The sequence below is a fragment of the Ectobacillus polymachus genome, from assembly GCF_048159605.1.
Classification (GTDB): Bacteria; Bacillota; Bacilli; order Bacillales; family Bacillaceae_G; genus Ectobacillus; species Ectobacillus polymachus.
Window position 1 is genome coordinate 757,242 of sequence record NZ_JBLREB010000001.1, and the last position, 19,789, is coordinate 777,030.

The window sequence follows — 19,789 nt, forward strand, 5'->3', positions numbered from 1 at the left end:
AGTAATGCTAAAGGAGGCGAAAGGTGTGAATTTACGGCGTGCTCTTCATCCTTCGCAAATCAAACGGTTGCATCATTTGATGTTCGTCGGTAAATATGTAAAACACGATCTGACTTCCTTTTATATACAATGTCTATCTCCTATTCCATCTTTCCTAAAGGAAATGTATACGACCTTACCTTCTGTCTTTTCTGGAATACTTTCCAATCAACATAATGAATCCTTCTTTACAAACACAACCGAAGCGGAACGTCAACAAATGCTTATTTTATTTCGTTTACGCTACAATAATCATCGGCTGCATGCTCAAATTATCCAATCACAAAAACAAGAATTAGCAAGCTCATATTGTATTATTCCTTCACCATTACTACAAAAGGGACAGACAAGAGAAGTGTTAGATCGGAAGTTAGCAAATGGATACTCCTCTTTTATGCTACCGAAATATACTAGTGATTTCGATATGCCCGAGCTACTTATTAAAGATGGCCGGCTATATGGAAATATTGATTTAAAGCCATCGATAAGTGGAACGATGTTTGTAGAGCAAACAAAGGAAGGGCTCTATCTTGATATAGAAGATTGGAACTCTTATGTGGAAATGCAAGTAGATGAACAGCTTTACTTTGTTTCATCGGATACATTTCGCTTGTTACAAAAACAATTACGAGATTTAGGGAAAAATGTTGTTTATAAAGAAGATGATCGTGTAAAAAACAACCATGTGAATGAACGAGAGTTACAATTTTTACACAATGTGAAACAGCTTGCACTTGAGAAAGAACTCTTTATTGATGAGCTAGATATTTATAATTTTCACATTTGTTTAAAAACGAGTCCAATTACCATTGTGGGTGGTATTCCGGGAATTGGAAAATCGAAACTTGCTCAAGTGTATGGGGAGGCGCTGGGACTTAGGTTTGGAAAGGATTTTCTTCTTGTTCCAATTTCAACTAGTGTACAGGAACCCCAAGATCTGCTAGGCTACCTACATCCAAATGGTACCTATATGGAAAGTGAATTTGGTATTATTTCTACTCTTATAGAGGCTGCTGCTCATCCTGAACGGCTATTTATGATTGTGTTTGATGAAATGAATATTTCTATTATTGAGCATTGGTTTACTACTTTTTTATCCGTTCTTGAATTAGATGAGGAGAAACGGATATTGAAGCTTTATGATGCAAGGGAAGAGGATACGCGTGTGCCGTCATCCGTTAAGCTTGGTCGAAATCTCATATTTGTAGGAACAGTGAATTTTGACGAAACAACAAAGGAATTGTCTGACCGTCTACTAGACAGAGTGAATATTTTACAGTTAAAGAAGCTATCATTTCGTGAGTCATTCCTACTGAAGAAGAGCAAGAAACATATATGTAACATAGTTTCTACCAATGAATATAGAGGGGAATGGAATCAACATCGATCTATTACCACCGTTTTTTCTGAAGAAGAACTCGAACTTTTTGATCGGTTACATCTAGCTTTTCAGAAAGTAGATCGTTCAAAAGGAGTATCATTTCGAACCGTTGCCGCTATTGCTTCCTATATAACAAACATTCCAACAGATGAAGATCTTCTTCCAGTTCTAAGTAGAGAAGAGGCACTAGATATACAATTATCACAACGGATTCTCCCCAAAATAAGAGGGATTGATGCTGTTGTAGGGCCTCTTGTTGATCAAGATAATCATAGCCCAACATCGCTGCTGGCTATTCTCCAATCTCCGTTTGCGCAAGAAGTATCTTCATTTGCTAATAGCATTGGTTATTTAAAACAAAAAGCAAAAGAGCTGGAGCTGTACGGTTATGTTAAATCATGAGTATTGTACAGAAATTGTAGAAGATAGGAAGGTTTTGCCGTTTCAATTGCAAATTCTAGTAGGAGGAGTTGAACGAGCGGAAGTCGTTCCATTGCGAAAGGTTACCCAATCTATTTCTCAGATTATGCACTGTATATACGATATTCAGGAGTTAAAGCCGTTACGTCTCGTTATTCACACATCATGTGATGCCAAGGTAACGTTTGTTTGGAATAAAGTAAATGATGGAAAAAAACAAGGAATGGATCTTCGTTATCATGTAAGTGCAAAGCAAAAGATGGTGCTATTATATGAGCATGGCAAGACGGAATATATATATCCATGGAGATGTGGACTGTATCATTTTGAAATCATATATGATGAAGAGGTATACTTAGGAGCCATTCGAATTGTACCGAAAAATTTTAACGATGAGCAGCTAACACTGATTCAAAATACAGTACAATCATTATGTAGAACGCTATTACTAGATCGGGGTTATTACAAGAAAACATTTCGCATATTCACAGATTTAGAAGATTCTTCTTACATGAATTCGATCCGTCTCCTTTTGAAAAAAATTCCACAAATTAAACAGCAAATTATTTACTTAGAAAAAATAAATAGTTATATACCAATCTATGAGTATAATCATACATTTCGTAAACCTACTTCAAAAACAATTCGAAAAAATGAACGAAGGTGTCCTACATCTACACAAAAACAGTGGAATCGTAAATTTAGATTGAAACCAAGCGATGCTCATCAATATGTAAAATATAAATTGGTTTCTTTTTTAGCACGTCTTCAAACTATGATTCTATTTATAGAGGAGTCCATTGTAAAGCTTGAACATGAAGTGAATGTAGGTATTAATGAAAACAGAGCAATAAAGACAATCATGCAATCAATTGAAAAGAATGGATCTGTAACAGATAGAGAAAAACATAAATATAAAAATTTATACTTAGTAAAGGATATGGAAATGAAGAAAGCTAGTGTTACCTTACAAGAATTTAAAATTCTTCATAGCCTTGTAATAGAGTTTTTTTCTTATATGTTAGACCGACTGCACCAACCATTTTGGAACAATATGAAAATCGTCCAATCATATTCCTCGTTGCCATTTCCATTTCGTCAATGTATTCAGCTGCTTGAATTAAATGATCTGTACGAATCAGAACGAATGCCTAGCTATTTGTTTGTCTATAAACCAACTTATGTCATTTATGAATATTATGTATATGTATCGCTGCTCTTCCTTCTTCAAGAAATAGGGTTTGTTGCATTAACGCCAGTTCTCAAGCAAATCCAATCGTATTTTTATATAGATGGACTTCAAGACGGAACAACAGTTGAGCTTTATAAAAATGAAAAGATGGTAAAAGTCGTATACAATGAATTAATTGAAACGCATCCGTTAATTGCACTTGAAAAAAATAGTAATTTTTATAACGGAGAAGATACGAAAAAACCAGATATACGTGTGGATTATTATGAACGGCAAGGAGCAAGATGGCAGTATCGCTCATCTATTATTATTGAAGTGAAGTATAGTCCGATGTACAACATTTTTCAACCGGTTGGAAATACAAAGGCAACAGAGCAAATGTATAAATATTGGTCTATTAAATATGTAGAGGAAAAAGAGGGTAAGCGATTTTACCAAAGAAGAGCTATATATGAAGTTGTTTGTGTATATCCTGGTAGTCAAGTTCATCCTAAAAAGGTGGAAAGTGGATGTGGGGTGTTTATTCAATTTTATCCATATAAAACAAAGAATGATGAAATTCATGTAAAGGGTAAGGCTGAAATGATGGAGCTGTTCTCTGAATGGTTAGATAAGTTTTAGTTGCATCTTTACAGGGATACGAATATAGTTAAAGAGATGAAAACGCTATCAAACCAAATATAAATAGATTGGTCAATCGATAGAAAGGTGGAGAATTATGTTTCATCGAGTTCAGACGAAAGAGGAGCATTTCGTTTTTGAACAGTTTTGGGGTGACTTTTGTGAAGAAAGAAAAATACAATTTATTGAGCGAAATTTACAGCCTGAACGATTTTTACTAATAGGCGCTGAAAATAGATATATAGGTACAGTTGAATGTGCAAAGTATGAACATCCACATGAGTCTAATTCTGAGTATTTCTATCCTTTTTCTACTCATCCTACTATTATAAAAGAGCGTAAATGGAAGCGAATCTACGAGATTGGAAAATTCTCGATTGAACGACAATTTCGTGGTCAGGGTTATTTTAAGCGACTCGTAGTTATTTTATTTATCCATGCACTAGAGACGAAAGCAACGGCATATATAACGGTTGTGACGAAAAGAATGTATATGTATTTACGTTTTTTAGGATTTCAGATGCATACGCTTGATAAGGAGTTTAAAATTAACGAATTCGTGATTGGTGTACCAATTATGATTGATGCCTATGAAGGAATAAAGCATTTGTATTCTATTAAAGAAATTCGAGATGTAATCAAGATGAATGCTCATGCTATGCAGTTATTGCGTGGTAACGATAATAAAGTTATGTTAACTTAATGCTGTATGAAGAAGATAAAGTGAAACTTCCCTCGGTGGGGGTTTTCTCTCATCCCTCACCGAGGGTTAGTTGAACCAATCGGACTTTTACGGGCAGTTGTCCCCCACTTGGTCTTCTCCGATTTCTCTAAGCCTTGAAGTGGGGGTCTTACTGCCCGTTAAAGCGGGATAAAGAGATGATAGAAAAGGATTCTAGCATTCTTTTCTATCATCTCCTTTTTTTCTATATTCAGAATCCGAACAGGCTTAGGATCAGTTTTTTACGTTTTGGTTTTTCTGTTTGAAGCTGTTGTATTTCTTTTCCAAACACTTTTGGTTCTTCTAGAGTAGCAATTTGATTTTCGAGCTGGATGATATGTTTTTGTAACTCTTCAATTTCACTTCTATGCTGTAATAGCTGGTAGTTTACAACATCATCAGCCTTTTCATGCATACGATCTTCGGTTCTTCCAATTCGTTTGTCTAACAATTGTATGAGATTCATAAGCGATTGTAACTCCTCACGAGAAACAGCACCTTGTTTAACTTTGTCTACTGTTTGGTTCGAGTTTGAAGTTTTACAGTAGTTTTCGATTTGCTGAACCTGTTCTTGTGAAAATACATAATGACCATTTTTATTTTTTTGTAAGGTAAGTTCTAATTGCTGCACGATTCGCATGACAACCTTTGGACTAACACCTAATTGTTCAGCTACCATTGGAGTTTTGATTTCCATCGTAAACCTCCTTTATCGTGTTTAAAGTAGGTTTTCTCTTTTCATTTCTCTTTCCCTTCCATGATGACAAAACAAGTCTGAAATCGGCAAAGAAAGTGATATTTTTCGTGGATTAGAAGGTATTTGAAACAATAAGTAGATAATACCAATATTTATGCAGTATTATTTTTATAATGTATTTCTCGTGGCTTGAAGAATCGTTTATAATAAGGATGCTAAGGGGAAAGGGATTTTTAATTGCAAGTAATGTGAAAATAGGATAACAAATAGTAAAATTCATAAATATTTAACTGTAATAAATTTGATAAAATACTATATAGCAAGTGTAAAATGTGACAAAGTTATTAACGAAATCTTATATTTGTGGTACTATTCATCATAACAGCAATCCGCTATACCGCTCGGGTCGTGCATAACGGAGGGGATAGGAGGTTTTTTTCAATGATAAGTGACATTGAAAATGATTTTTGCAATTATTTAGAGTACGAAAGAAAACAATTTTTAACGGATTGGAAAAAACAAATCCAAATTAGCTTTAACGATCCTTTTCATGATGAAATTATTATTAATGGAGATCATCTACTTCTCTTACTTCGATCCATTATTATGGAAGAAGCGCAATTGGAGGATTTGCAACCCCTTTGTAATAAGATTGCATCGGAGAGGGTACAGGCAGAAGCAAATATCGGGGATTTCGTATATAATACGAACATTGGCCGAAATGCGTTATTTAAAAAGATGTGTACATTTGAAGTAAAAGCTATAGAATTGCTTCCTCTTATTGATAAGGTTCATAAATTTTTTGACTATTTAACGTATAATACAGTGCTTCGCTATTCAGCGATTATCGCAAAAAATTTACAAGATCAACAGAAATATATTAATGAAACGCACAAAGACCGTCTAACAATATTAGGTCAAATGTCTGCAAGCTTTGTTCATGAATTTAGAAATCCTCTTACCTCTATTATGGGATTTGTGAAATTACTACGAGCAGAACAAGCTTCTATGCCATACTTAGACATTATTTCACATGAGATTGAACAATTAAACTTTCAAATTTCGCAATTTCTACTCATCTCTAAAAAAGAGACGAGTGGTCAGATGGAACAATTTTCTTTGAATGATATGTTTCATGAAATTATTCATTTTTTATACCCAAGTATTGTTGATAAAAATGTTAAAATCGAAGAACAAATGCTTCAACCTATAGAAATGTACGGCTATCGTAACGAGATAAGACAAGTTATTCTTAATCTTCTTATGAATAGTATAGATGCATTAGAGTCTATTCGAAAAAATAGAAAAATTATCATTCTTACTCATGAAGATGAGAATACAATTGAAATTTCGATTCAAAATAATGGTCCAATGATTCCGAAGGATCAAATTGAAATGATTTTTGAGCCGTTCGTAACTTCTAAAAAGCTCGGTACTGGGATTGGTTTATTTGTATGCAGACAAATTGTTGCTAAGCATAATGGACACATTTATTGTGAGTCATCAGAGACAAATACATCCTTTCATATGTCGTTTCAAAAGAATAAATAATAATAATTTTAATCATACATATAACAAAGTCTACAAGGAAACTTGTAGACTCTTAATTTGTATAAAGAATCGTCTCTAGTTTTGGAGGTTTCGAAGCGAAGCCAACTGCATAAATGGTATACATTATATTTGGTTTTATTTTCATATTTGGTACGGTTAATATAATATCCTTTGTTCCAGCTAAGCGAACTTCTATATCGGCGGTACCAGGTGTTACTTGTAAAAACTCGGTAAATTGTTTGAATGACACATTTGCAAATAGCACATCACCGTTCTTGAAGGCGACGTCAACTGCTGATGTGTCCGGAGAAAGATGAGCAAAACGAATTTTGGCATCCCCATAAGGCAAAAAGGTGTTATCAATGAAAGAAAGCAGTTGAAACTTACTAACATCGCCTACAGCAGTAATTGTGTACACCTTATTATTCATCACAGGTATCAATGATGAATATATAGGAGAAGTATTTGTCCCTGTTTTATATACATCGAAACGATATTGTCCTTGTGGTATGGAAAGGTAGTTACTTATCTGCTTATAGGAAATATTTTGGAGAATCTGTTGACCATTAATATACATATCGACAGCTGATGCATCGGGGGCTGCGTGTAACACACGTAATTTTGCTTGTTGTATTGATTGTTGAGGTGTAACTCGTCCGGATTCATAAGCTTGTACGAGCTTTTGCACCGCTTCATAGTGCTTGTTATAATATTGTACGTATTTTTGGGGATTTCGATATTTGTAATAACAAGCAAGCTGGTCATACATACTTGCCTCAAAAGCGTATTTCTGTGTTTCAGTCATAGCTACTCCTCCTTTTCATCCATACACTATATGCATAAATAAAGGGACAATATGTATGATTTCGATTAACTTGTCTTTTATAACCCAATACGCTACAATATTTAGAATATTATCAGGTTTTAGTGTTCTCGTATAATTGCGGAAATAAGGTCTGCAAGTTTCTACCAAGCTACCTTAAATGGCTTGACTACGAGGATAAAGGTTGATGGATGTTCCATCTTTTTTTATTCTCGTATTTAAAAAAGGAGAGTGTTCATCATGATTTCGAAACAACAATTACGAAAGCAAATTAACGTCGCAAACAAAAAAGAACGCGCTGATTTTGTGATTCGTAATGCGAATATAGTGAATGTGTTTACTAAGGAAATAATAAAGGGTGATATTGCAATAGCGGATGGTGTGATTGTAGGGATTGGCAGCTATGAGGGGATAGACGAACTGGATGCGAATGGACGGTATGTATCTCCTGGATTAATTGATGCTCATGTTCACATTGAATCATCAATGGTGACTCCTGTGCAATTTTCTCAAATTGTCCTTCCGCATGGTATTACATCTGTTATTACAGATCCACATGAAATTGCAAATGTTGTCGGTTCAAAAGGAATTCAATTTATGTTAGATGATTCAGAAGCATGTCTACTCGATATTTTTGTCATGTTGCCATCCTGTGTTCCAGCGACTCCATTTGAAAATGCCGGTGCTTCTTTACAAGCTGAGCATATTCGTCCTTTTTTAGCTAATAAAAGAGTTTTGGGTTTAGCAGAAGTTATGGATTTTCCGGCCGTGTTGCAAGCGAAGGAGGATATGCTAGATAAACTCCTGCTAACAAAACAAAAGGATGGACATGCTGCAGGATTAACAGAGCAGGATTTGAATGTCTATCGCACTGCTGGTATTTTAACAGATCATGAATGTGTAACAAAGGAAGAAGCACTCATGCGACTTCGTCTAGGGATGTATGTGATGCTTCGAGAAGGATCTGTTGCAAAAAATTTGCATTCCCTATTGTCTGCTGTAACGGAACAAAATGCGCATCGTTGTGTATTTTGTACAGATGATAAACATTTGGACGATCTAATAGAAGAGGGTAGCATTGACTATAACGTTCGAGTCGCCATTTCACAAGGACTTTCGCCGATAACAGCAATCAGTATGGGGAGCTTGTATGCTGCGCAGTGTTACGGTCTACATCAGAAAGGTGCGATTGCTCCAGGTTACGATGCAGATTTATTACTACTCGATAATCTAGATGATTTTACAATTGCAGCAGTATATAAAAATGGAAAGCTAGTTGCTAAAGATGGTGTGTATGTGGCGGATACAAAGCAAGGGGCGGATCCAGAGCATATTAAGCAAACGGTCCACATTCCAAATATCTCAGAAAAAGAGATCGCTATTGAAATGGAAGGTAATACAAAGGCGAATGTAATAGGCCTCATTCCTAATAATTTACTAACCGATCATCTCATTGTAAATGTAGATGTAAAAAAAGGAAAATTCATTCCAAGTATTGAAAAAGATCTATTAAAAATAGCTGTTATAGAACGTCATACCGCATCGGGGAATATAGGATTAGGTATTGTGAAAGGGTTCGGGCTAAAAAACGGAGCCATTGCGACAACAGTAGCACATGACTCACACAATATCATTGCAGTTGGTACAAATGATGCAGATTTATTAGCTGCAATTCGTGCACAGGGTCGTATACAAGGCGGACTAGTAGTTGTAAAGGATGGTGTAACCCTAGCAGAGCTTCCGCTAACTATTGGTGGTTTAATGTCTGACAAGAGTTTTCAGGAAGTATACAAACAGATAAAGCAAATAGACGAAGCGTTGCAGATAATTGGTGCACCATCAGAATTTAACCCATTCCTAACGTTATCGTTTCTTTCTTTACCTGTTATTCCATCTTTAAAAATTACTGATTTAGGATTATTTGATGTAGAAGTATTTCAACATATTGAGGTACGTACAACAAAGAATTGACATTTCCTTATTACTACTTCACAATGGTAAAGGTATAAATGAAGGTCCATAATGATATTTGTTGAATAAAGGATTGTGTACACCGTAAAGGCTGATTCTATATGAAAGGAGGAAGATGAGAAAATGATGGAAAGTTTTTTATTTGATTACGGTAATACAATGATTACTATCGCCATACTAAGTACGATATTTCTTGGCGGAAGATGGTCTTTCCGTCTATTCTCCACGCTTCCGAGCATATATGATTCTCATAGACGTTTGTCTTTTCCTACTGATGTGCAGCAATCCTATGAATTAATAGCAAACGTTTGGGTATTTGACGTTCGGAAACAAATTGCGATGTCGATACGTCATAAAATTGCCCCAGATAATGATGAAGATGGAATATCCTCGTTACTAGTTATTAACAAACCAAAAGTAACGAGGAGGAAATCATTTGAAAAAACTATTGGGGATGTTACCCCTTACATTGGTATTATTTTTAGCAGGATGTAGTTCAAAAGCAACCATTACCCCACAAAGCACAGGGTTTTGGGACCATTATTTTGTATACCCGATTTCGTTTATCATTACCAGCATCGCTCATCTTTTTCACGATAATTATGGTATTGGTATTATTGGAATTACAATCCTTATTCGACTTGTGACAACACCGCTTGTTATGATGCTGAATGATAATCAATGGAAAATGCAGCAAATACAGCCGGAAGTAAAGAAGTTACGTGAAAAATACAGTTCTAAGGATCAAAAAACGCAGCAAGAACTTAACAAAGAAGTAATGAAGTTATATCAACAACATAAGATAAATCCAGCTATGGGTTGTCTTCCAGCGATTGTTCAAATGTTTATTCTCTCGGCATTGTACAGCGCTATCTATCGAACAAAAGACATTGCATCGCATACATTCTTATGGTTTAGTTTAGGACAAGTCGATCCGTATCACATCTTGCCAGTCCTTGCTGCAATTGCAACGTTCTTCCAATACTACGCTATATCAAAACGTCCGACCACAGAAGGCGATCTAGCAAGTAAGCAAATGAAAACGATGATGTATACAATGCCAATTATGATCTTTTTCATGGCATTTCATTTAGCATCTGCCATTGGCTTATATTGGGTAACAGGAAATACATTTATGGCGATTCAAACTATATTTATGGAAAAACGCAAACTGAAGAAAACACAAGCGTTACAACTTAATCAAGAACTTTAAAATCTCTGCGAAGCAGAGATTTTTTTCTTTCTAGGCAAACGCACAAACCAGGTGAAGTTAGTCCATCATAACTTAAGAGTGTAGAGATTTTAATTTTAATGTAAGGAGTGAAAAACTATGTATGGATTTGGTGGTGGATATCCAGGCTATGGCTATGGTGGCTGTGGAGGCGGCTGTGGATGTGGGTCTGGATTTGCGTTAATCGTTGTGTTGTTTATTCTTTTAATTATCATTGGGACCACTGCTATTCGCTTCTAAGTACTAGTAAAGAGCGTCACATATGAAACCGATTAATCATTAATTAATCGGTTCTTTCTTTTTCGTGAAGGCTTACATAATAAATAACAAGAAAAAATATACCGTTATAACGAACGTTCGGCGCAAATTCGTTCTTATAATTCGTGAAAAAATTGACATTCTTCTTTATCCATGTTACCTTTAGTAAGGATTTTTTACTGAACGTATCAAGGAGGTTCTTCAGATGAAATATGATTATGACGTAATTGTAATTGGTGCTGGTCCGGCAGGTATTTTTACTTGCTATGAATTGTCGCTGAAAATGCCAGAAGCACGCGTGCTTTTAATCGATAAAGGTCATGATATTTATCAAAGAAATTGTCCGATACTCCAAAAGAAAATTACGAAATGTCCACCTCCTGTTGGAAAGAAAGACCATGCAGGATGCTTACCTGCCTGCAGTATTACGAATGGATTTGGCGGTGCTGGCGCATATTCTGATGGAAAATTTAATATTACAAGTGAGTTTGGCGGATGGATGACAGATTATTTGTCACCTGCTATTATTTTAGACGTAATTCATTATGTGGATGAAATAAACTTAAAGCATGGAGCAACTAGGGCTATTACGGACCCATTAACGGATAATGTAAGGGACATTGAAAAAAGAGGGTATGCAGTAGGTTTAAAACTACTACGTGCAAAAGTTCGTCATTTAGGAACCGAACAAAACTTAGAAATATTAAAAAGTATTTATGAATATTTGAAAACAAAAATTGAGATGCAGCTAAAAACGCAAGTAGAGGATATCCTTACTGAGAAGGAAAATGGTATCCATGTGATTCGAGGTATTCTTTTAAAGGATGGTACTTCCATTACAGCAAATAAAGTGGTTATTGTTCCAGGACGTGATGGAGCAACATGGTTAACAAAGATACTGAAAAAACGGCGTTTACACATGAAATCTAATCAAGTCGATATTGGTGTTCGTGTTGAAACGTCAAACATTGTTATGGAAGAGATTAATAAACATTTATATGAAGGAAAATTTATTTTTAATACGTCGGTTGGAACAAGAGTACGAACCTTCTGTAGCAACCCTTCTGGTCATGTAGTTGTTGAAAATCATTCAGGAATTATGAATGCGAATGGTCATTCTTTTAAAGATCCAGCGCTGGGAAGTTCAAATACGAACTTTGCACTTCTCGTTTCGCACCAATTTTCCGAACCGTTTGATCAGCCGAATGAATATGCACATGAAATTTCACATTTAGCTAATCAGCTAAGTATGGGTAGTGTTATTGTTCAAAGATATGGAGATTTACTAAAAGGTCGTCGTTCTACAGAAAAGCGAATTCGAGAAGGATTTATTGAGCCGACTTTAAAGGAGGCAGTCCCAGGGGATTTAGGTCTGGTGTTACCTTATAATACAATGAAGAGCTTAATTGAAATGACAGATGCACTCAATCATGTCACACCAGGAATTGCATCTGAACATACCTTATTTTACGGTGTAGAGGCGAAATTCTATTCCGCTCGTCCAAAATTGAATGAGCATTTTGAATCAGAAATTGAAGGTTTATATTTAGGTGGCGATGGAGCTGGCGTCACACGTGGTTTAGCACAGGCGAGTGCATGTGGTGTTTGGATTGCACGGGATATTGTAGAAAAAACTAAGAATACAAAAAGAAATGCTGTTGAGATTGGATAAATTAGTTTTAGAAAGAATTAAAAAGAGAATGATTATTATGAAAGACGAATATTTCTAAGTCTAATACGAGCAGATTATAAGGAGAGGTAACTTTCTTTTATAGTCTGCTCGTATTTTTTGTTTGTAATATGTCCTGGTTTTTTTATTTTGCAATGTGTATAATATACCAAAAAAACAAGGAGGCTTTCTATGAGTAAGTCATTCTATCATTATATGATGAAATATCGTAATGGTTCTAAACTGGATCCATTTGGGGTAGTAGCGAAAGTGATTTACGAGGACCATTCCTTTCCAAAGCAGTCCACCGATTATGATGAAATAAGCTCGTACTTAGAAACAAGTGGTCTTCTTGCAACGATGACGTTGTTCGATGAAGTCTGGGACATATATATTCAGGAGACGTTATCGAGTAATCAGCTATGACATGAAAAAGGAGTGCCTATCGTTTTCCTAAATTATATTAAGTTTCTGCATAATTTATGTAAAAATATTTTCTTCATCATTCATCTGATATAAGCGTTTTCTTCTAGCATGCATATACTAGTATCGTTACAATACGTTATAAATCACGACTCATAAAGGGGAGGATGATTTTGAAGAAAAAAAAGCAGCCAAAATTCAGTATCGGAGACATAGTCGTGGTTACACTATACGGCACTGTTGGCAAGATAACAAATATTAATTTTCTATTTTTATTCGGATAAAATATGGTAGCCTCCCTAACTACATATGCTAAGAGGTGATGTAAATGGGATTAGCTGCAATTTATTTACGACTATCTAGAAACGAAGAGCAACTAAACATAGATGAAATCTTATCTAAGCATAGAAATGCTTTAACGAAACTTGCAAAACAACAGAAACTAACTTACGATATTTACCAAGAAATTTCAAGCGGAGTTAGTACTGACAGACCACAATTGAATTTGCTACTTAGCAGGTTAGATGATTATGATGCTCTCCTTGTAATGGATATAGACAGAATTTCTCGTGACAACGCACATGCTGAGGAGATTAAGAAGATGCTGATTCTTCATGACATCAAAATTTTGACTCCTCAAGGTGCAATTGATCTGTCGCAGGAAAGCAATGAAATGCTTTTTTCATTCCAAGCGATGATGGCAAACTTTGAATATAAACAAATTCGTAAGCGTTTGGGGAGAGGACGATTAGCAGCAGCAGAACAAGGGAAATGGACGATGTCAAATCGAGTTCCTTTAGGATACAAGAAGAATGAAGAAAAGCGACTAGAGATAGTTGAAGATGAAGCTAAAATCATTCGTTTTATCTTCCAAAAAACACTGGAACGAGTTAGTGCAAATGAAATTGCAAAACAGTTAGATACCCTCGGATGGAGAAGTAGACAAGGAAAAATACTCACTTCAGCACATATTAGTCAGATTAGAAAGAACGTTGTTTATTACGGAGTTGTTCATGCGTGCAGACGAATCAACGGCAGAGTAGTTGATGAAGTATTTGTTGAAGATGCTCATGAACCGATTGTAAGCAAACAAACATTTTTGGAAGTACAAAAGAAACTAGAAGAAAATACATCAGGTCATTTCTTTCATAAACTGAAGGCGAAAAGAAAACTTCAAAATTTAATTTACTGTAATTGTTGCGGGCGGAAGAGATATATTCAATGTGATGGAGATGGTGTTGATTTTGTGAAGTCATGCATTTATAAAGTCGATAATAATAAGTGCAAAGACAGAGGACATAAATATGCTCCACTTGAGCAGTTTGTGTTACAAAAAGTGAAAGAAAAGAAGCCGGCCTTTGAACAAGAATTGAGGATATTAAAATCTCTTGATACAGCTGAGATAGAACATAAGTTATTGATTCAAAAAGAATCTTTAGAGAAACAATTAGATAAATTTAATAAACGTGAACAGAATCTGAAAGAAATGCGGATGGATGGAGAGATTACAAAAGCGGAGTTTTACGAAATGCGTGGCAAGAATGAAGAGCAAATCATGAAAGTTCGGCAACAAATGAAACTTATTACTATTCGATTAGAGAATCTATCTAACACAGACGAAGAACAAAAACGATTGGATGATGCTATTAAAAAGCTAGATATCCTTGAAAAACTTAATGATGAAGTCTGTAACACTTTTCTTAAGAAGTTCATAAAAAAAATACGGTTCAGCAGCAATACAGAAGCAAATCATGACACCACAAGAGCAAGAGTAGCCGCTACAGTAGAAATCGAATGGTTATAAAATGAATGATTTGCTCTTTCCTTTTATACTCAGTGCAAAAAAAGGAATATACACAAATTTCATTGATAGAATAATAGCGCTAGACTATACTCAAGCAATGTCTTTTGAAAGGGTTTACGCATTTGAGAGAAATTTACAATGCATTTATGAACTTAGGATTGAAATTCTATTACTCAGAACCTACTATTGAATTAATAGTTCACTATGTGGACAGTATCTTGACGAAGAGATTCTTAGCTAACAAATGTTCAGATGTTAAACTAATATCGAGTGAATATAAATTTTTCGAGAAACTGGGTGATGAGTGTGTCACATAATATTTTACTAATAGAAGACGATTTAGCGATTCAAGAAATGGTTAATGGGTATTTAGTGAAAGAGGGGTTTGTTATAACGGTAGCATCGGACGGAGAAGAAGGAATTGCAAAGTTTTTACAAGATCAGTTAGATTTAATCATTCTTGATATTATGCTGCCTAAAATAGATGGTTTAGAAGTTGTACGTATAATTCGTGAAACAAGTGCGGTTCCGATTTTAATTATGTCCGCAAAAGACACGGATGTTGATAAAGCAATAGGACTAGGGCTTGGTGCGGATGATTATATTTGTAAGCCATTTTCCATGATTGAATTATCTGCACGGGTGAAGGCAGGAATTCGTCGTTCGACAAAATATTCTGCTCCGCAAAAGAAACAAGATGAAATGATTATATTAGGTGATTTGAAAATTGATAAGGCTAATTTTACCGTTCAAAAAAAGAACAAAGATATTAAACTTACTTCCAAAGAATTTGAGCTTTTAAAGCTATTTGCGACAAATCAAAATCGTGTGTTTACTAAAGCGCAAATTTATAACTTTATTTGGAATGAAGAATATTACGGTGATGAGAATGTCATTAATGTTCATATGAGAAGGCTGCGGGAGAAAATTGAGGACGATCCATCTGAGCCGCAGTACATTAAGACACTATGGGGCATCGGTTATAAGTTGGAAGTGATATAGAATGGTTCTATTTTTAACGGTTATTATTTTCATATTAATTGGTGTTATTTATTTTCAATATCGCACTGGGAAAAATCGAAGTGCGAATGTACGTTATACATATGAAAAGTTGCAGGATATTGTGGAAAAGCAAACGAGTGAAAATTTATTAGTAGTAACAGATGATAAAGAATTGAAATTACTACTAGTGGCGATTAATTGTTTGTTAGATGAAAAGAAAAAAACAATTGCTAAGCATTCGAAACTAGAAATCTCGATGAGGAAGATGCTTTCCAATATATCACATGATTTAAAAACGCCGCTTACTGTGATTCTCGGTTATGTGGAAATTTTAAATGTAGATGAAACGATAAGTGAAGAGGAGCGAAAGGTATTACTTGAAAAAATACATATGAAAACGTTAGAAGTGCTAGATCTCATTCATAAGTTTTTTGATCTAGCAAAATTAGAATCCGGCGATAAAGGTATCCAAATGACGCGGATTTATATGAATGAAATTTGTCAGGAACATATATTATCATTTTATGATTTGTTAACAACGCAAGGATTTGATGTTCATATCGATATACCAGAAACGCCGATCTATGCACACGGGAATACAGAAGTTATCGGCAGAATTATGAATAACTTAATTTCAAACGCAATTGCCTACGGCGGAGACGGAAAAACATTAGGGATTACACTGCGAAGTGATGATCAATTTGTGTACGTGGATATATGGGATAAAGGAAAAGGAATCTCTGAATCTCATATCGATAAAGTATTTGAACGTATGTACACATTAGAAGATTCACGAAATCGTTTGTATCAAGGTAGTGGACTTGGGCTTACGATTACGAAGCGCCTTGTAGAAGCGTTAGAAGGAGAAATTCATCTGTCAAGTACGCCGTATGAGAAAACAGTATTTACCGTTATGCTAAGAAGAATCAACTTTTAGCTTGTAGAAAGAGAAATTCTACAAGCTTTTTTGGGGCTTAAGAAATTTGTAAGGAATAGGTAAGAAAAAAGAGAATTTTATTTCTTATTATATAAATATAGAACGGGAGCGAAAGGGGAATGGAAGATGACATATGTATTGAAAACGAATCAATTAACGAAAGTGTTTCATGGTAAAGAAGTGATTTCTAACGTAAATATGCATGTAAAACAAGGTGAAATATATGGATTTTTAGGGCCAAACGGTGCTGGTAAAACAACGATTATGAAAATGATCACGAATTTAATCAAACCAACAAGCGGTGAGATTGAGATTTTCGGTGAGAAATTAACAAGTACATCTTATGAAGTGTTAAAGCGAATGGGGACAATTATTGAATATCCAATCTTTTATGAAAAACTAACAGCTAGAGAAAATTTGTATTTACACTGCGAATACATGGGTTACTATGACAAGAAAGCAATTGACCGAGCATTGATCCTTGTAAACTTACACAATGTCGACGACAAGAAGGTAAAAGACTTCTCACTTGGGATGAAACAGCGATTGGGGATTGCAAGAGCGATTACGACAAAACCAGAGTTATTAATTTTAGATGAACCAATCAACGGTCTAGATCCAATCGGCATTAAAGAATTACGAGAATTATTTAAAATGCTTTGTAAAGAATATGGAATTACGCTGTTAGTGTCCAGCCACATTTTAGCTGAAATGGAGCAAATGGCAGATACAATTGGTATCATTCAAAATGGAAAGCTTATAAAAGAAGTTTCGATGAAAAGTATTAATGGTAAACAAACAGAATTTATTGAGGTTATGGTTCAGGATGTGAACAAAGCAGCTTATATTTTAGAAAATAAATTACGTCTCACAAATTTTAAAGTGATGAAAGAAAATGTGATTCGAATTTATGAAATGACAATCACACAGCAAGAAATCTCAAAAACGCTCATTATGAATGATGTTGTAATTGAAGGAATTAATAAGAAAAATAGCTCTCTAGAAGATTATTTCTTAAATCTTATGAAAGGAGAGGGAATCCATGCTTAATTTGATGAGATTAGAACTGATTAAATTTAAATTTGAATCTGCCATTAGAGGGGCATTTGTAGCAACAATTATTATTTTTAGCTTTTTTGTATTAACTAGTTACGGTGCAAAAGGAGATGGAGACTTTTCTTTTACAAGTTATAACGAGATATTTACTATCATTGATACTTTCGTACGAGCGACGTTTATTATTTTTGGAGCAAGTTTATTAGCGAAATTTATTGTTCAAGAATTTACAGAGAAAACGGTGACTGTGTTATTTATGTATCCAATTAACAGAAAAAAATTGCTAATTGCTAAGCTATTCATTGTAATTCTATTCACTTTTTTCTCCATTGTCATTGCAGATACGATTATATTTACTTTGTTTTATTCCGTTAACTTTTATTTTCCGCTTATGTCTGAAACACTAACAATGCCGGAGATCAAACAAATAATATTGAAATTAGTCATGAATGCTATTGCAGCAACAGGTATGAGCTTAATCCCGCTCTACTTCGGAATGAAAAAGTATTCCGTTCGTTCGACTATTATATCCTCTATTGTAATTGTAGTTCTAGTATGTTCGAATAGTAATGGAGTGTCGATAAATAATATTATTATCATTCCGATTATACTTGCATGTATTGGAGCAATTGCTGCGTATATGACAGTGCGGAAAGTTGAGCAGGTAGATTTATTTTTATAAGCAAAGCAGACGAAATAGGAGGTGAGGCTATTATGCTACAGCTTATGAAGCTTGAAATGAAAAAATTTAAACTTGGGTGGTATATAAAAGGAGCGTTGATCGCCGACCTTATCATTCTGGCCTTATTCATTTCCCTTAACTATATACAACAAATAGAAGGAGACATATTTATTACAAATTACGAGGAAGCTTTTCTATTTATAGGTGCAATGGTGCGGGGCACGTTTATCGTGTTCGCGGCTGTATTAATTGCACAATTAATTATCGAAGAATATAAAAATAAGACGATATTGATCATGTTCTCCTATCCGGTTCAGCGGAAGAAAATAATAGCTAGTAAATTATTCATTGTAGCATTACTAACATTTATAACAATTTGGATATCTCAAATACTAGTTACAGGTGCTTTCTTTACCTTACACGGATACTTTTCGTTTATACCATACTCAATCACAATTACTGAATGGATGAAACAAACTATTACCATAATTCCATTTGCAGTCGCTGCTGCTGGAACAAGTTTGATTCCATTGTATTTCGGTATGCGTAAGCATTCTGTACCCATAACAATCTTGTCATCGCTGCTGGTCGTTTCATTTGCTTGTTCTTATAATCCATCGTTCTCGGTAATCGCAATTATCCCTGTCCAGTTCGCTCTTGCAGCTGTAGGAATAATGATTGCGTACTTAGCGATTCGGAACATTGAAAAAGAGGATGCGATTTAGTTATATAGATTTTTTATAACTTTGCAAATGAGGTTCCTCAAAAAAGAGGAGCCTCATTTCATTTAGAAAGTAAATCTTACATCTTCGGTGCTTCCATTCCAGCCAGAGCCCACTCTTCTTTTGATGGGCCATAGATACCGGGCACTTTCAATCCTGCTTGACGCATAAGGACAGTCATTTGTCCGCGGTGATGGTTTTGGTGATTGATCACTGTCATAAGGACGATGGAATTAGGCATTTGTCGTCCAAAGAAGTCATGAATCGTAGCTATATCTTTATCTGTCCATTGTGTTTTGATTGCCTGAGTAAATGCCTCATTCATTTGCCGATAGCTGTTTGCGATATACTGAGCTGATGATGGAACAGGATAATCCTTCGTTTCTCCTTCGAATTTTAAACCTGTGCCTAATGTCATGACGGGAATAGCCGTCACAATATGCCAAGCAATGCGTCCTAACGACCAGTTCTCCGGAGTGATTTCTTGTTTTAACGATTCATCTGTCAGCGCATCTAAGACTTTTTGCGTTGATTTTGCTTCGTTTTCCCACGTTTTTAAAAAACCTTCTACTGTTTGGAACATAGAAAA

Annotated in this window: 19 protein-coding genes and 1 riboswitch; of the genes, 16 read left to right on the top strand and 3 right to left on the bottom strand. The window is 35.1% G+C overall.

The window, feature by feature from the left end:
• Window positions 1-25 precede the first annotated feature (25 nt).
• The 3 genes from ACM5BR_RS03865 (at window position 26) to ACM5BR_RS03875 (ending at window position 4,356) form a co-directional block, all read left to right on the top strand.
• The gene (locus ACM5BR_RS03865; RefSeq protein ID WP_416826043.1) at window positions 26-1,822 is read left to right on the top strand and encodes a hypothetical protein; all 1,797 of its coding nucleotides are present in this window, start codon (window positions 26-28) and stop codon (window positions 1,820-1,822) included.
• Complete coding sequence (locus ACM5BR_RS03870; RefSeq protein ID WP_416826045.1) at window positions 1,809-3,653, top strand: hypothetical protein; 1,845 nt, start codon at window positions 1,809-1,811, stop codon at window positions 3,651-3,653. Before ACM5BR_RS03865 ends, ACM5BR_RS03870 begins: the two co-directional genes overlap by 14 nt.
• Before the next feature lie 97 nt (window positions 3,654-3,750).
• A complete protein-coding gene (locus ACM5BR_RS03875; RefSeq protein ID WP_416826047.1) occupies window positions 3,751-4,356 on the top strand; it encodes a GNAT family N-acetyltransferase in 606 nt (201 codons plus the stop codon).
• 229 nt (window positions 4,357-4,585) lie between these two features.
• On the opposite strand, the gene ACM5BR_RS03880 is transcribed toward ACM5BR_RS03875, so the two are convergent.
• Window positions 4,586-5,071, bottom strand: a complete 486-nt coding sequence (locus ACM5BR_RS03880) for a chromosome segregation protein (protein ID WP_416826049.1) — start codon at window positions 5,069-5,071, stop codon at window positions 4,586-4,588.
• Between the two features lie 441 nt (window positions 5,072-5,512).
• On the opposite strand from ACM5BR_RS03880, the gene ACM5BR_RS03885 reads away from it, so the two are divergent.
• Window positions 5,513-6,622 carry a histidine kinase N-terminal domain-containing protein gene (locus ACM5BR_RS03885; RefSeq protein ID WP_416826051.1) on the top strand — a complete coding sequence of 370 codons (1,110 nt, stop codon included), beginning with the start codon at window positions 5,513-5,515 and terminating at the stop codon, window positions 6,620-6,622.
• A gap of 52 nt (window positions 6,623-6,674) precedes the next feature.
• On the opposite strand, the gene ACM5BR_RS03890 is transcribed toward ACM5BR_RS03885, so the two are convergent.
• On the bottom strand, window positions 6,675-7,427 hold the full coding sequence (locus ACM5BR_RS03890) for a DUF4397 domain-containing protein (protein WP_416826053.1): 753 nt from the start codon (window positions 7,425-7,427) through the stop codon (window positions 6,675-6,677).
• Between the two features lie 108 nt (window positions 7,428-7,535).
• Window positions 7,536-7,637: riboswitch (purine riboswitch) on the top strand.
• 48 nt (window positions 7,638-7,685) lie between these two features.
• Between ACM5BR_RS03890 and ade the strand changes: the two genes are divergently transcribed.
• From ade to ACM5BR_RS03950, 12 genes are all read left to right on the top strand, one after another.
• Window positions 7,686-9,416, top strand: a complete 1,731-nt coding sequence (ade, locus tag ACM5BR_RS03895) for an adenine deaminase (RefSeq protein ID WP_416826054.1) — start codon at window positions 7,686-7,688, stop codon at window positions 9,414-9,416.
• 123 nt (window positions 9,417-9,539) lie between these two features.
• Window positions 9,540-9,911, top strand: coding sequence for a hypothetical protein (locus ACM5BR_RS03900; RefSeq protein WP_416826056.1), 372 nt, complete (start codon window positions 9,540-9,542; stop codon window positions 9,909-9,911).
• A complete protein-coding gene (gene yidC / locus ACM5BR_RS03905) occupies window positions 9,853-10,629 on the top strand; it encodes a membrane protein insertase YidC (RefSeq protein WP_416826058.1) in 777 nt (258 codons plus the stop codon). Before ACM5BR_RS03900 ends, yidC begins: the two co-directional genes overlap by 59 nt.
• A gap of 117 nt (window positions 10,630-10,746) precedes the next feature.
• Complete coding sequence (locus tag ACM5BR_RS03910; protein WP_416826060.1) at window positions 10,747-10,887, top strand: YjcZ family sporulation protein; 141 nt, start codon at window positions 10,747-10,749, stop codon at window positions 10,885-10,887.
• Window positions 10,888-11,110: 223 nt separating this feature from the next.
• Window positions 11,111-12,577, top strand: coding sequence for an NAD(P)/FAD-dependent oxidoreductase (locus ACM5BR_RS03915; RefSeq protein ID WP_416826062.1), 1,467 nt, complete (start codon window positions 11,111-11,113; stop codon window positions 12,575-12,577).
• Window positions 12,578-12,766: 189 nt separating this feature from the next.
• Window positions 12,767-13,000 (top strand): YozE family protein, encoded by a 234-nt coding sequence (locus ACM5BR_RS03920; protein ID WP_416826064.1) that lies wholly within the window; start codon window positions 12,767-12,769, stop codon window positions 12,998-13,000.
• Window positions 13,001-13,325: 325 nt separating this feature from the next.
• Complete coding sequence (locus ACM5BR_RS03925; protein ID WP_416826066.1) at window positions 13,326-14,801, top strand: recombinase family protein; 1,476 nt, start codon at window positions 13,326-13,328, stop codon at window positions 14,799-14,801.
• A 306-nt stretch (window positions 14,802-15,107) separates the two neighbouring features.
• The gene (locus tag ACM5BR_RS03930) at window positions 15,108-15,803 is read left to right on the top strand and encodes a response regulator transcription factor (protein WP_416826068.1); all 696 of its coding nucleotides are present in this window, start codon (window positions 15,108-15,110) and stop codon (window positions 15,801-15,803) included.
• A gap of 1 nt (window position 15,804) precedes the next feature.
• Window positions 15,805-16,740 carry an ATP-binding protein gene (locus ACM5BR_RS03935; RefSeq protein WP_416826070.1) on the top strand — a complete coding sequence of 312 codons (936 nt, stop codon included), beginning with the start codon at window positions 15,805-15,807 and terminating at the stop codon, window positions 16,738-16,740.
• A gap of 126 nt (window positions 16,741-16,866) precedes the next feature.
• Window positions 16,867-17,790: an ABC transporter ATP-binding protein gene (locus tag ACM5BR_RS03940; RefSeq protein WP_416826072.1), complete on the top strand. Its 924-nt coding sequence runs from the start codon at window positions 16,867-16,869 to the stop codon at window positions 17,788-17,790.
• The gene (locus ACM5BR_RS03945) at window positions 17,783-18,478 is read left to right on the top strand and encodes an ABC transporter permease (protein ID WP_416826073.1); all 696 of its coding nucleotides are present in this window, start codon (window positions 17,783-17,785) and stop codon (window positions 18,476-18,478) included. The genes ACM5BR_RS03940 and ACM5BR_RS03945 overlap by 8 nt, the downstream gene beginning before the upstream one ends.
• A 32-nt stretch (window positions 18,479-18,510) precedes the next feature.
• Window positions 18,511-19,203 (top strand): ABC transporter permease, encoded by a 693-nt coding sequence (locus ACM5BR_RS03950; protein WP_416826075.1) that lies wholly within the window; start codon window positions 18,511-18,513, stop codon window positions 19,201-19,203.
• Between the two features lie 76 nt (window positions 19,204-19,279).
• On the opposite strand, the gene ACM5BR_RS03955 is transcribed toward ACM5BR_RS03950, so the two are convergent.
• Complete coding sequence (locus tag ACM5BR_RS03955; RefSeq protein WP_416826076.1) at window positions 19,280-19,783, bottom strand: DinB family protein; 504 nt, start codon at window positions 19,781-19,783, stop codon at window positions 19,280-19,282.
• Window positions 19,784-19,789: the final 6 nt, after the last annotated feature.

Excerpts from the sequence above, each read along its gene's own strand:
- ACM5BR_RS03940 (WP_416826072.1), top strand. The coding sequence starts at position 16,867 with ATGACATATGTATTGAAAACGAATCAATTAACGAAAGTGTTTCATGGT.
- ACM5BR_RS03955 (WP_416826076.1), bottom strand. The coding sequence starts at position 19,783 with ATGTTCCAAACAGTAGAAGGTTTTTTAAAAACGTGGGAAAACGAAGCA.
- ACM5BR_RS03945 (WP_416826073.1), top strand. The coding sequence starts at position 17,783 with ATGCTTAATTTGATGAGATTAGAACTGATTAAATTTAAATTTGAATCT.
- ACM5BR_RS03870 (WP_416826045.1), top strand. The coding sequence starts at position 1,809 with ATGTTAAATCATGAGTATTGTACAGAAATTGTAGAAGATAGGAAGGTT.
- ACM5BR_RS03890 (WP_416826053.1), bottom strand. The coding sequence starts at position 7,427 with ATGACTGAAACACAGAAATACGCTTTTGAGGCAAGTATGTATGACCAG.
- ACM5BR_RS03880 (WP_416826049.1), bottom strand. The coding sequence starts at position 5,071 with ATGGAAATCAAAACTCCAATGGTAGCTGAACAATTAGGTGTTAGTCCA.
- ade (WP_416826054.1), top strand. The coding sequence starts at position 7,686 with ATGATTTCGAAACAACAATTACGAAAGCAAATTAACGTCGCAAACAAA.
- ACM5BR_RS03920 (WP_416826064.1), top strand. The coding sequence starts at position 12,767 with ATGAGTAAGTCATTCTATCATTATATGATGAAATATCGTAATGGTTCT.
- ACM5BR_RS03950 (WP_416826075.1), top strand. The coding sequence starts at position 18,511 with ATGCTACAGCTTATGAAGCTTGAAATGAAAAAATTTAAACTTGGGTGG.
- ACM5BR_RS03910 (WP_416826060.1), top strand. The coding sequence starts at position 10,747 with ATGTATGGATTTGGTGGTGGATATCCAGGCTATGGCTATGGTGGCTGT.
- ACM5BR_RS03885 (WP_416826051.1), top strand. The coding sequence starts at position 5,513 with ATGATAAGTGACATTGAAAATGATTTTTGCAATTATTTAGAGTACGAA.
- ACM5BR_RS03900 (WP_416826056.1), top strand. The coding sequence starts at position 9,540 with ATGATGGAAAGTTTTTTATTTGATTACGGTAATACAATGATTACTATC.
- ACM5BR_RS03925 (WP_416826066.1), top strand. The coding sequence starts at position 13,326 with ATGGGATTAGCTGCAATTTATTTACGACTATCTAGAAACGAAGAGCAA.
- ACM5BR_RS03935 (WP_416826070.1), top strand. The coding sequence starts at position 15,805 with ATGGTTCTATTTTTAACGGTTATTATTTTCATATTAATTGGTGTTATT.
- ACM5BR_RS03915 (WP_416826062.1), top strand. The coding sequence starts at position 11,111 with ATGAAATATGATTATGACGTAATTGTAATTGGTGCTGGTCCGGCAGGT.
- ACM5BR_RS03875 (WP_416826047.1), top strand. The coding sequence starts at position 3,751 with ATGTTTCATCGAGTTCAGACGAAAGAGGAGCATTTCGTTTTTGAACAG.